We start from the raw sequence: 12,066 nt of genomic DNA, 5'->3' as shown, positions 1-12,066 counted from the left end.
TGGTGGGCCGTCGCGCGAATCACGCCAACGCGAGCTCCTTCAGGCGGGCGTACTCCGCCTCGGTAATGTCGCCAGCGGCAAGCAGTGCTTTGGCTGATTCGATTTGTTGGGTGGGCGTCGGCGCTCCAGCAACCTCCCGGATGTAATTTTCTGTTTCCTCCACTGACTCACGGACGCGTATTTCGCTGCGAAGCGCCATACCTTTCCCGCGCATGATGACGTAGATCAGGGCCGAGATAAACGGTGCCACGAACAGGCACAGGATCCACAGGGCTTTTACGCCGCCGCCCAGGGCTTTATCGCGGAGAAGATCCGAAATGATCTGAAAGAGGAGGATCAAATAGGCAATGAAGAAGAAAGCGACAATGATGCTCCACAACGATTCCAAAAAGTTCATGGTGTCTTTCCCATCGTTCGTTCGGCCCGGGGCAGGGCCGTCGTCATCCGGCAAGGGACCCGTTCCCCGGCGGGACCACAACACCATTCTCGATTCGCCCGGACCCGCCAGCGGCAGTCTGCGCTGGATCGGCAGCGATTGGGCAGAAAGATCACCCACTAAGGGTGAGCGGAGATTGTGAGGCCCGACGACGGGCGGCTGGGCTGGGTGCCCGCTCCGGTCACAAATTCCCCATAACCTGGCCGTTGCAGTTGGCGTCAAACGGTCGGTTACGCTGCTCAAAGCCACGCACCACCGCACGTTTTAGGGTTCCAATGACGCACTCTTTACCAACTCCTCCGGCAGTTGACCTCCCAACCAAAGCCAAGGTCACGCGAGGGTCGGAGCAAGCGCCCCATCACCATTCGGCAGCGGTCGCACTGGGGGCCTTCAGCATGGCGGCTGTCGTCGGGGTCTTCGCGCTGCTCGTGCACACACTCGCTCGACAGTCTCCGCGGATTGGCCCGGTTTACACGGGCTGGTCGGAAGCCGCCGCCGTCTCACCGATGACTGCCCTTCGCTGGTTCCTCAGCGACATGACCGAGCCCCTGTTCTGGGCTTCGGACCTCGCCGCACTTGGCCTGCTGTCAGGGGCCGCGCTGGCATGGTGGGCCGGACGGCGGGGGAAGAGTTGGGTGGGATCGCTCACCTACGGAACCGGCCTCTGGCCGTGGGTGCTGGCGTCGGCGTCGCTGAGCTTGCTCCTATCCAACCTGGCTTTCGGGTGGATGCTCGACGACGGGTGGCAGCCCACGTTCGTGCCTTTTGTTTGCGTCGCTCCCGCCATGGTCCTTCTCTACGGGGCCGGCTGGAAGACCTGTGTCACCGGCGCCGTTCTGGGAGCAGCCACCACAACGCCCCTGGCTTTGCTGTTCATTCCGGCCCTTTCGATGCCGCTCGGCCTGCCCGTGGTGGTGGCAAACGTCCTCGCGATGTCCGTTGGTTCTGTGCTGGCGTTCATGGTCGCCAGACGGTTGCCGTGGCTGGCACTGCACAAGCCGGGGCGACCGCCGGAACCGTGCCGGCCGCCGTCGGGCGTTCACGGCACCTTCCGCAACGATGCCGCGTGGGCTGCCCGCCGCGTCCTCAAGGACTTCACTGAAACGCACTTCTTCGCCAACGAGCTCGCAGCTATCGGCGTGATTCTGGCCGTCTCGGCGGCGTTCGTGCTCAACCCGGCGTTTCCGTCGTACGGAACCCACCTGTTGCCCCAAATACTGTTCGCCCAGGCGCTGACCTCGGCAATCGGCGTCGTCCTCTGGCAGCGCTGGTACCGCGACGGTGGGTGGGCGGCCACCTATGCGTCCGTGGTGTCCGTGGCTCCTGCCGCCGTCCTGGCCTACGGAGGCTCGTGGTCCGCGGTGGTGGGAGGCGCCGTGCTGGGAGCAGTCCTGGCGCCACCCCTTGCCCGCGTGGTTTCCGCTCGCCTGCCCGCCGGATTTCACCCGGTGATCGGCAACACGGCGGCCATGGCAGTGTCGACGGCGGTCGCCCTGCCGTTGCTGGGGCTGCTGCCGCACTAGCCTCTTTTGGCCTTCACCGTCAGCCGCCGACGTGATGGATCGTGAAGGCACTCAAGAACCCGACAGCGGCCGTCAGCCCCGTGAGGTTATGGTGCTCTTCGAAAGCCTCGGGAATCATGGTGTCCGCCAGCATGGCCAGGATTCCGCCGGCGGCGATCGCGGTGATGAACGCAATGACAGTCCCGGGGGCGTTCTCCAACGCGGTGTAGCCGATGAGCGCCGCGAGTCCGCTGAACACAGCAATGCCGGTCCACGTGCCAAAGACGTAGGCAGGGCTTCGCCCGGCCTTTTTCATGCCGGCTGTGCTGGACAAGCCCTCGGGAACATTGGAGATAAAGACGGCGGCCAGCATGGCGGGGCTCACCGCCCCGCCGGCAAGGAGGCCGACGCCGAGCACCACCGATTCGGGAATGCCGTCAATCAGCGCGCCCACGGCGATGGCCGTTCCACTGCCGGGGCTGTCCTTTTCGGACGGCTGGGGTCCGGAGGAGCGTTTCCGATGTTTGGCGCCGGCGCGAGCCAGCAGAACGTTCGAGCCCACAAAAATCAGCGCACCGAGGAGGAAGCCCAAGATGGTGGGGATCAATCCGCCGCCTTGGACGGCTTCGTCCACCAGTTCGAAGGCAAGGGCTGAGATCAGGACGCCAGCGCCGAAAGCCATCACCGTGGAAACAACCTTGGGCGGGACTTTCCACAGCCAGGCAATGCCCGCGCCGAGAACCAGGGCTCCGCCTGCCAGTGTTCCCCACATCAGGGCTTGCAACCACATCGGCATTCTTGTGCCCTTTCCTTTGCCTTTCACGTGCCCCATGAGTGTTTCATATGGGGTTGGTGGGGCTGTGGTGAGTCTTGAGGTTTTCCTGAGGAACTGTTGCGGGTTTGCAGGATTAGTTCTTGATCCAGCCCCGGCACAGTAGTTCTTGTCAGCCAGAGAGGCTGGAAGAAACGGCCGGCCGGACCCGCGGTGGCCTCCCGAAAGGACCATACTCAGATGGCCATCAGCCTCAAGACCACCTCCGGCAAAATCCTCGCCTCCGTCGCACTGGTCGGCACCGCAGCCGCCGTCGCCGGCATGGGAACCTACGGTGCGTTCACCTCATCGACCTCCGCGTCACAGGCTGTCACCGCAGGTACGGTCACCATCGCCCTGGGCGCCCCCGGCCCGGCCAACACCCTCAACGTCCCCATCGCAGGACTGCTGCCCGGAGACAAGGTCGAAAAGCTCGTCACCCTGGCCAACACCGGCAACTCGGACCTGAACAACGTCACCCTCACCACCTCCGCCGGGGCCACCGGATCCCTGCTCACCACCGACGTGACCAACGGTCTGCAACTGACCATCGAAAACTGCTCCGTGGCTTGGACCGGCACCGCAGCCCCCTACACCTGCACCGGAACCAAGAGCACCGTCCTGGCCTCCGCCCCGGTCATCACCGCTAACAAGGCCCTGGCCAACCTGACCGCACTGACGTCCGCCAAGACCGACAACCTCAAAATCACCACCGCGTTCCCCACCAGCGCGAACAACGACTTCCAAGGCGCCACCTCCACCATCGCCTTCTCCTTCACCGGCACCCAGCGCACCGAAACCACCAAATAACACCCACCCCGCTGACCCCCAACAGGCAGCCCGCGGTAACACCGGGCAGTCAGCTGCGATTGCCGCAACAGAAACACCATCAAGCCCCGCCGGGCCTGGTCGGGCGCCCCCCTGCCCGATCAGGTCCGCCGGTATTTTCCCGGCAGCCAATATTTCCGGGCCAGCTGTACTAATGAGTACGCCGGATCCCTGGTCACACCCTGGTCCTGAGCCAGCCTTGAGGACTTTCCGCAGGAAGCCGGAGCCGGGCGATGCAGGCTTCGATGCAGGCTCGCCCCGGAAGCCGATCAACACCCGGAAGGAACGCCAGGACAATGAGCACCCTCAACAGCACCCCCAGCACGGGCATCAAGGCAGCCGAGGTCACTACCTGCCACATCCCGGGCGAAGACCAGCGGGTGAAAACCCAGATCATCACCACTGGCGCCCCAGAGCCCCAAGCAGCACCTGGTGAGTGACTGGCGGGCAGTGATGAGTCACGCTGAACCACACCCGACACCATCGGAATCTGTTCTGGAGGCGTGCACGCTACAGGCGCTGGCTGAGGAGTTGGACGACTCTGCGCCGGCCATCAGCTTCCTCTCCACATACCTGTCCATGCTGCCGGGCAGGATCCTTAGAATCTCCACGGGCCTTTGCCTGCGCGATGCCGATGCCAGTATGGACGCGGTCTTGAGCCTCAAGATTTCCTCCGCCATGGTGGGGGCCTTGGAAACGGAAAACCAGTGCCGGGCCCTTGAAATCATGATCCGGGGCGACCATTTCGATTCCGCGGTCCTGGCACTTCCCGCGCTGCAGAACTCCACGGACCGCTTCTTCGCGGAGGGTCCGCAGCTGCTCGTGAAAGCGCAAGGGTCACTGCGGCAGGGCCAAGGGCAATGAATCCCGGGCGGTGAGCCCCCGGTGGTGAGTCCGCGGTGGTGAAAAGGAGTTAGTGGTGGGTCGGCACGGAGGTGTCGGCGGCTTTGACCTCATGCGGCACCAGGAACAACGCGGCAACGGCCAGGACACCGGCACCTGCAAAGACGTAGAAGCCTGCAGGGTAGGCGATATTCGCGGCCACCAGGGTTCCGGTCACCGCAGGACCAACGATCGCGCCCAACCTGCCGACCCCCGCAGCGAAGCCCAGTGCAGTTCCGCGGAGCCTGGCCGGGAAGAGCTGGCTGACCCAGGCATACACCAGCACCTGGGAGCTGAAGACAAAGACTCCCGTCACGAAAACGGCCGCGTTGAGCAGGAATTCGTTCTGGATCTTGACGCTGAGGATGGCAAGCAACACCGCCGACAACCCGAACCACAGCAGCACGATCTTCTTGGTCCCATGCTTATCGGCAAGGATTCCGGCGACGAACAGCCCCGCCACGGCGCCCACATTCAGGACCAGCAACAGCGTCAGCCCGGTGCTCACGGGATATCCGGCGGCAGCCATCAGTTGCGGCAGCCACGTATTCAGCCCGTAGACCAACAGCAGCCCCATGAAGGATGCAATGCCAATACCAACCGCCACCAGAGGATAGGGCTTCTGCAGGAGGTCGCGGAAGCCGGTCTTTGGTTTGGTACCGGCAGAATGTTCGACGGCGGCCGTCGCCTGTGCGGATCCGCCCGCCTTGGACTCGCCCTCGTTGGCAGGAGTTGCTTCCGGGAGGGATTCGGGCAACTTGGCCCACAGGAATGGCAGCAGTACCAGCCCAGCCACGCCACCGATGATGAACATGAGCCGCCAGTCGGGAACAATGAAAATGGCCAACAAGGCCGTGGATACGGCGCCCACGTGGTACCCGGTCATGGTCCGGGTGGTGGACTTTCCGGCTGATCCTGCTGGTGCGTAGTCGTTCATGTATGCCAATGCCGCCGGAAGGCAGGCGCCCAACCCTAGACCGGCCAGCAGGCGGAGCAGTGAGAAGACCGCAACGTTCGGGGCGAAGGCAACGCCGATGGTGAACAGCGAGAAGCCTGCCACGCAGGCGATCAGGAGTTTCCTACGGCCAAACTTGTCCGATAGCGGCGCGATGAACAGCGCCCCGAGACCAACGCCAACCAAGGAGATAGTGGCCGCGAAGGTGGCTCCGACCGCGTCGAAGCCCAGTTCACCGGTCTTGATGAGTGTGGGGATGACAGTTCCGAGAACCACGAGGTCGAAGCCGTCCAGAACCATGGCCAGCCAGCACAGCCAAACGGGCCATTGGGAGCGGCGGGCAGATGACATCGTTGGCATAGCGTCCTCGGTACTTCGTTGTTGTTGGTCTTGGCTGATCGATTCCAGAGCCAAAGAACGTTCGGTCGGTCATGAGAGTTGTATCACCGTCTGATGTTGTGTGGCACACGTTCTACCATTGAATGGAAGGCGTCTGCAGGCATGGATGTCACCCACTCTCCACAAAGCCGGCCCCCTGACCAGCAAGCAACCGACCAGCAGGCCCCCTGACCAGCAAGTAACCGCCCAGCAAGCAACCGACCAGCCATCAAAGGAGCGCATCGTGGCCAACTCAGCATCCGGAGATTCCGTGGTTGACCGCGTAGTGCGGGTGATAGAAGCCTTTCCTGAGGGGGTAACCTCGCTGCAATTGACCGAGTTGGCTGACCGGGCCGGGCTCCCGCTATCCTCGGCGCATCGATTGGTCCGCCAACTCTCGGAGCACGGGTTGCTGGATCTTGGTGCCGGCGGGACGGTGCGCCTGGGCCTGCGTCTGTGGGAACTCGTCAACCGCAATTCGCCTACCTTGGCCCTCCGGCAAGCTGCCATGCCCTTCATGGAGGATATCCAGCAGGTCCTGAACCAGAACGTGAACCTTGCCGTGCTGGAAGGGTGGGAGGCGCTCTTCGTGGAGCGGCTTTCGCGGAGGGGATCAGTGGCCAACCGGGCCAGGATCGCCGGAAGGATGCCTGTCCACATCTCCTCGGCAGGGCTGGCCCTGATGTCCCACCAATCACGGGAACTGCAGGCGGAGTACCTCGAACAATTCGAGGATCCATCCGGGAAGGTGACTGCCGACGTCGTGCGTCATTTCCTGGCCGAAACGGCCCAGCAGGGATACGCGCAGCTCGCGGGTGTTGTGGATCCTGACACGTGGGGCATTGCCGTTCCTGTGATGAATGGCAAGCGTCGGACCGTGGCGGCACTGGGTGTCGTGGTCCCGCTGGCTGAGATGAGGCTGCAGGCGCTGGTACCCGCGCTCCAAACGGCAGCCCGCGGCATCGGACGCCAACTGGGTGATTGATGGAGCTTCCGTTCAACGGAATTGCTGTAACGCCAATCACCCGTCGCGGGCCACACTGATTCCAGATTCATCCCGCTTCAGAGCAAGCCGGGATCCGCAACGAAGCGAGGAACAACCATGGTACGCACACCCATCAGCACCCAAGTGGCCATTATGGGCGCAGGCCCCGCAGGCCTCATGCTCTCCCATTTGCTGGCCAAACAGGGCATCGAGTCCGTAGTGGTGGAGATCCGCAGCCGCAAGGACATCCAGGAGACGGTTCGCGCCGGAATTCTTGAGCACGGGACTGTGAACTTGTTGGTGGATTCCGGCGTCTCCGACCGGGTGCTTCGCGAAGGCGACCGGCACGACGGCATCGAGTTGCGGTTCAATGGCGAGAGCCACCGGATCAACTTTAAGGAACTCGTCGGCGAATCGGTCTGGCTGTACCCGCAAACTGACGTTTTCATGGACCTCGCAGCGAAGCGGGAGGCCGACGGCGGCGACGTCCGGTACAGCGTCACGGACACCACGGTTCACGACCTCGAAGGCAAGCCAAAGGTGTGGTTCACGGACGCCGACGGCCATGAATTCGAAATCCAGGCCGACTTCCTGGTGGGAGCTGACGGATCCCGCAGCCACTGCCGCTTCCAGATCCCCGAGGCCGACCGAAAGTGGTACTTCCACGAGTACCCTTTCGCATGGTTCGGGATCCTCGCCGAAGCTCCGCGCAGCGCCGACGAACTGATCTACGCCAACTCCGAGAACGGATTCGCCCTGATCAGCCAGCGCACCGAAACTGTGCAGCGTATGTACTTCCAGTGCGATCCCAAGGACAACGTGGCCGACTGGGATGACGAACGCATCTGGAACGAATTCCGCAAGCGCGTCAACGGCAACGGGTTTGAGCTCAAGGAAGGGCCCGTGCTGGAGAAAATGGTCCTGCCGTTCCGCAGCTTCGTCCACACCCCCATGCGTTACGGCAACCTCTTCCTGGCCGGCGATGCGGCGCACACTGTTCCACCCACGGGAGCCAAGGGCCTCAACCTGGCTATCCATGACGTCAAAATGCTCTTTGAGGGCCTCGACTCCTTCTACTCCAAGGGATCCACGGCGCTGTTGGATTCGTACAGCGACCGTGCTTTGGACCGCGTATGGAAGGCCCAGCACTTCTCATACTGGATGACCTCCATGCTGCACACGGTGCCGGGTGCCGACGACTTCGACCGCGCCCGACAACTCGGTGAACTGCACTCGGTGGTGACTTCCGAGCACGCTAAGGCATACCTCGCAGAGTCCTACACAGGCTGGCCCGCCTCGCGCTAAGCCCGCGGATTTGCCGGGCGAACCGTTCAGCAAGCGCTTGACGGTGGCTCATCTCCTGATGGCGATGGGTCGCCGCCCCCGGAGCAAGGTCGGGCCCTTGGCCTCTTCCCCCCAGTTGAACCCGGGCCTCCTATGTTCTGTGGGGTGTGTGGTGGTGGTTGCGTCGGGGTGTTTGGTGTGGGTCGATGTGGGGTGGGGGGATGAACCAGGGGATGCCGGTTTTGATGTCGATGCGCCATTGTTCTTTGTGGATGAGGTGGTGGTGGTGGCTGCAGAGCAGGGTGCCGTTGTCTGTTGAGGTGGTGCCGCCGTTGGACCAGTAGGTGGTGTGGTGGGCTTCGCACCAGGGTGCGGGCATGGTGCAGTCGGGGAAGGCGCATCCTTGGTCGCGGGCGGTGATGGCTTTGCGGATGTGGGGTGGGAAGATCCGGGTGGTGCGGCCGATGTCCAGGATGCGGGAGTCGCTGCCGAGCAGGACGGGGAGGATGTCGGCGTCGCAGGCGATTTTGCGGATGGTGTTCGGGTGCATCGGGCCGGTGAAGGTCGCGGTGCCTGTCCCTACCCCGGCCCCGGTCCCTATCCCAGTTACTGGTGCTGCCCCAGCCCCTGTCCCTCTCCCGGTGCCTGTCCCTATCCCAGCCACTGTGCCGGTGCCGGTGCCGGGGTTGTGCTGGTTGTGGACTTGTTCGAGGAGTTCTTGGTATCCGATGGTGACGGTGAGTTGGGGTGGGAGGCCGCCGTTGGCGGGTAGTTTTTCGGTGCGCATGGCGAGGCTGCAGGCGCTGGTGAGGCCGTTGAGGAGTTTCTGTGGGCGGCTGCGCCGGTCCAGGTCCAGGTCCGGGCTGGTGCCTGTGCCTGTGCCTGGGCCGTTGTGTGGGTTGTTGTGTGGGGTGTCCCCGGTTTCGGTGTTTTCCGTGGTGCCTGTGTCGGGGGTGGTGAGGCGGGGGTTGGTGGCGACGTTCATGGCGGTGGTGAGGATTTCGTATTGTTCGTCGGTGGCGAAGATTTCGAGGTGGTGGAGTCCGTGGCGGCGTCGGCGGCGGAGGAACACGCCTTGGAGTTGGCGGAGGATTTCTTCGGTGGGTTCGGGGCCGTCGTGGTCGATGGCGTCGATCCAGCGTTTGGCCATTGTGGTGACGAAGTCCGGGTCGGTTTCGACCGCGGTGGTGGTGAGGGCGTGTTCCATCCGGGTGAGGGTGTCCTCGTCGGTGAGGTTCCGGACTTTGTCCAGGGCGGTGCTGATGATCGAGGCCGAACGGGAAGGCACCAGTGCGGAACCAACCGCTTGGGAGAGGATTGCGTGGCGGGCCGGGATGTTCTGCCCGGTGATCCCGGTTTGGGGGAGGACGTCGGGTGCGAGGGCGAGCCGGCGCTTGGCTTCTCCGATGCCGATCCGCAACCGTGCGCGCAGGAACTGGGCCGCGTTCCGGTACCCGTCATCCAGAACACTGACCTTGGCCTCCGATGCCCAACGTGCTGATCCTGTTTCACCATCGGTCGCCGCAGCGGTGTCGGTGCCTGGCTCTGGTTCGGTCCAGCCGGTCCGCCATTGCGGTGCAGCCGACGAGGACCCCGGACCGGCCTGTAGAGCTTCGGTCCGGGTCCGTTCCACAGCCTGCGCCGCGACCACCTGCAAGTACTCCACCGACCGGGCGATCTCCTCGACCTTGCCGGCAAAATCAGCCGCTGCAACAAACCCAAACAGCCGCGCCTCACTGGCAGCTATCGATCGCAACGCGTCGGCTGCGGCGGCACCCTCAAATAGCGCCGCTTCCAATGTGGGCACGTCAGGTAATGACGGCTCGGCGGACAACGGGCCCCGACCTTCCCCTGGCGCGGATTTCGATCCCGCGGTCAGCGCCGCCCTTCTTGGCATCACTGGCGCGGATGCCCCGGGTTTGGGCCACGCCTCAGGCACCTTTGGGGGCGCAGATCCCCGGTATTCGCGCGAGCCCGCGGACACCGCCGCCTCCAGCAATGCCTGAGGCAGAGGTTCACCGGGAGCGGGCAACGAATCGAGTCGAGGAAGCAGCCCGGAATTCCGGTCGGTAACAGCATCGCCGGCTGCCGGCGTCGGGCACGTGCGGACAGCGGGTCCGGTAATCGAGTCCAGAGAGAATGATGACATTTGAGGGGCGCCGGACGAACCTGCCCGCCGCGCCACGATCTGCCCTATGCCATCCATAAATCAAGCCTGTCACGATGGCTTGACCGCTATAAGCCCTCATCTGCGCTATGTGGAAAACTACCGTCGGAGGCTCCTCCAATACCTGCAGGCCGCCGTTAGAAGGCTCTTATCCGGCGACTCCGGTTTGGTGGTCGATGCCTGCTTGGTCCACCTTTCGGTGGAAACGCATGCCGGCCTTTCCGCCGACGATGGCGCCCAGAAGCGGGACGATCAAGGCGATGACGAGCCCGATGATCCCGCTGGCAGTCATCAGGCTTCCGTCGAGGGGAATCTGGGGTGCGCCGTTGAGGTCATCGAGGATGTTGAACTGGTTACCTGCTACTGTCGCGAGGATCGCCACGAGAATGGCGACAATAATGCCCCACAACCACACAGCGAGCCCTTGCTTCGCACCATCGAAGCGGGCCATCCGGCCGGCGACGTAGCCGCCACAGTAGTAGGCCAGGAACAGGACGACTGCCAGCACGATTCCACCGACGACCCCCAGGGTTTCTGCGTTCTGCCGGGCCTGATCTGCTGCCTGACCGGCGCCTGACGGGTTCGCCGCTCCTACGCCAACCCCGATGGCCGTAGCCAAGGCGGTGAGAAGGACGGTCATCCCGACGGCCGTTAGCCAGCCAAAGAAGGCCGAGCCCCATTTGATGCCGCCAAAACGGTCCTTTTCCGCCCGGACGACCTCGTCCCTGCGGGCTTTGGGAGTGCTTGATCCCGAGTCATATCCATCAACCATGTCAGCTCCTGATCCGGTTGCCTGAACTTTGGTAAACCAAGCAAAACACCATCTTCAGCTAGAAAGCAAGGATGCTTACTAAAATGCTGTTACAGCAGTGGCGAGGGCAGGCCACGGCCAGCCCGCCAAGGATTGCGGCGGGTAGCACACAAGCGCACGACGGCGGCAGCTCGCCGTTGTGCGCTGCCCGCGCGTCTGACGCTTCCCGCGCGCCTGAGGCTTCCCGCATATAGGGATGGAGGGCTGTTCCGTGGGAGAATCGGAGACATGGAAGCCACCACCGCAGGAGCCCGGACACTCGAACGCGGACTCAGCCTGATCGACTGCGTAGCGGCCGGCTCTCACCGGCTGGAGGACATCACCAAAGCCGCAGGACTCAGCCGATCGGCCACCCATCGCATGCTGACCTCCTTGGTAGGAGCCAAGTATCTGAGCCAGTCGGAGGACAGGAGCTACCACTTGGGCGTGAAACTCCTGGAGTTGGGCACGCAAGCACAAACCAGCATCGACTTGCCGGGGGCCGTGCAGCAAGTCCTCTCCGATATTGCCCGCATCACCTTGGACGCTACCCATCTGGGAATACTGTCCGGCGATGAAGTGGTCTACCTGGCCAAGGCCCGTGGCCACCGGGGCTTCGAGATGACGTCCTATCCGGGCGTTCGCCGGAAGGCCCAGACTACGGCGCTGGGCAAAGTGCTGCTGGCCGAGAAGAGCGACGCCGAGGCGATCAAAGCCTTTAACCACACCATCACGCCAACGCCGCTCTCCATCAGGACGGCCGAAGAATTCCTGGCCGCGCTGCATGAGGCCAAGCACAACGGCTATGCCATGGATGACCAAGAGAACGAACTCGGAATCACATGCCTTGCCATCGGGATACCTGACTTGAGCGGGGCCATGGCTGCCGCCGTGTCAGTCTCAGCCCCAAGTGTCCACATGAATCCCGAGCGTATCCAATCCCTCGTTACGTTGCTGCAGAAGTTCCAGCCGGAGCTCACAAGTTGCCTGCCGCCGGGGTTCGAAAGGGCCTGGATCTAGTGCTGTTGAGCCGCGCAGGGAAGGGCCG

At 63.4% G+C, this 12,066-nt stretch carries 12 protein-coding genes; 7 read left to right on the top strand and 5 right to left on the bottom strand.

Annotated features, from left to right (window positions below):
* Positions 1–19: 19 nt before the first annotated feature.
* Entirely contained in the window at positions 20–397 is a 378-nt protein-coding gene (locus tag QEH68_RS20410; RefSeq protein ID WP_280624705.1) for an SHOCT domain-containing protein, read from the bottom strand.
* Positions 398–711: 314 nt separating this feature from the next.
* On the opposite strand from QEH68_RS20410, the gene QEH68_RS20405 reads away from it, so the two are divergent.
* A complete protein-coding gene (locus QEH68_RS20405; protein WP_280624703.1) occupies positions 712–1,959 on the top strand; it encodes a hypothetical protein in 1,248 nt (415 codons plus the stop codon).
* 19 nt (positions 1,960–1,978) lie between these two features.
* Here the strand turns inward: QEH68_RS20405 and QEH68_RS20400 are convergent, their stop codons facing one another.
* Positions 1,979–2,734, bottom strand: coding sequence for a ZIP family zinc transporter (locus QEH68_RS20400; RefSeq protein WP_207595425.1), 756 nt, complete (start codon positions 2,732–2,734; stop codon positions 1,979–1,981).
* Between the two features lie 216 nt (positions 2,735–2,950).
* On the opposite strand from QEH68_RS20400, the gene QEH68_RS20395 reads away from it, so the two are divergent.
* From QEH68_RS20395 to QEH68_RS20385, 3 genes are all read left to right on the top strand, one after another.
* Positions 2,951–3,559 (top strand): TasA family protein, encoded by a 609-nt coding sequence (locus QEH68_RS20395; protein WP_280624700.1) that lies wholly within the window; start codon positions 2,951–2,953, stop codon positions 3,557–3,559.
* Positions 3,560–3,873: 314 nt separating this feature from the next.
* Positions 3,874–4,017 (top strand): hypothetical protein, encoded by a 144-nt coding sequence (locus QEH68_RS20390; RefSeq protein ID WP_280624699.1) that lies wholly within the window; start codon positions 3,874–3,876, stop codon positions 4,015–4,017.
* Positions 4,010–4,441, top strand: coding sequence for an Hpt domain-containing protein (locus tag QEH68_RS20385; protein WP_280624697.1), 432 nt, complete (start codon positions 4,010–4,012; stop codon positions 4,439–4,441). Before QEH68_RS20390 ends, QEH68_RS20385 begins: the two co-directional genes overlap by 8 nt.
* A gap of 49 nt (positions 4,442–4,490) precedes the next feature.
* On the opposite strand, the gene QEH68_RS20380 is transcribed toward QEH68_RS20385, so the two are convergent.
* Positions 4,491–5,774, bottom strand: a complete 1,284-nt coding sequence (locus tag QEH68_RS20380) for an aromatic acid/H+ symport family MFS transporter (protein WP_280624695.1) — start codon at positions 5,772–5,774, stop codon at positions 4,491–4,493.
* Positions 5,775–6,036: 262 nt separating this feature from the next.
* Here QEH68_RS20380 and QEH68_RS20375 point away from each other — a divergent pair, with 262 nt between their 5' ends.
* Both QEH68_RS20375 and QEH68_RS20370 read left to right on the top strand, forming a co-directional pair.
* On the top strand, positions 6,037–6,777 hold the full coding sequence (locus QEH68_RS20375; RefSeq protein WP_207595421.1) for an IclR family transcriptional regulator: 741 nt from the start codon (positions 6,037–6,039) through the stop codon (positions 6,775–6,777).
* Between the two features lie 117 nt (positions 6,778–6,894).
* Positions 6,895–8,082, top strand: coding sequence for a 4-hydroxybenzoate 3-monooxygenase (locus QEH68_RS20370; protein ID WP_280624692.1), 1,188 nt, complete (start codon positions 6,895–6,897; stop codon positions 8,080–8,082).
* Positions 8,083–8,212: 130 nt separating this feature from the next.
* On the opposite strand, the gene QEH68_RS20365 is transcribed toward QEH68_RS20370, so the two are convergent.
* Positions 8,213–9,868 carry an HNH endonuclease signature motif containing protein gene (locus QEH68_RS20365; RefSeq protein WP_280624690.1) on the bottom strand — a complete coding sequence of 552 codons (1,656 nt, stop codon included), beginning with the start codon at positions 9,866–9,868 and terminating at the stop codon, positions 8,213–8,215.
* Positions 9,869–10,376: 508 nt separating this feature from the next.
* Positions 10,377–11,000, bottom strand: a complete 624-nt coding sequence (locus QEH68_RS20360) for a hypothetical protein (RefSeq protein ID WP_280624687.1) — start codon at positions 10,998–11,000, stop codon at positions 10,377–10,379.
* Positions 11,001–11,267: 267 nt separating this feature from the next.
* Here QEH68_RS20360 and QEH68_RS20355 point away from each other — a divergent pair, with 267 nt between their 5' ends.
* A complete protein-coding gene (locus tag QEH68_RS20355; protein WP_280624685.1) occupies positions 11,268–12,038 on the top strand; it encodes an IclR family transcriptional regulator in 771 nt (256 codons plus the stop codon).
* Positions 12,039–12,066: the final 28 nt, after the last annotated feature.

The sequence above is a fragment of the Paenarthrobacter sp. OM7 genome (assembly GCF_029873575.1).
In the GTDB taxonomy this organism is placed as follows: domain Bacteria; phylum Actinomycetota; class Actinomycetes; order Actinomycetales; family Micrococcaceae; genus Arthrobacter.
The sequence above is the reverse complement of the archived record's forward strand: the minus strand, read 5'-3'. Positions and strand labels throughout refer to the sequence as shown.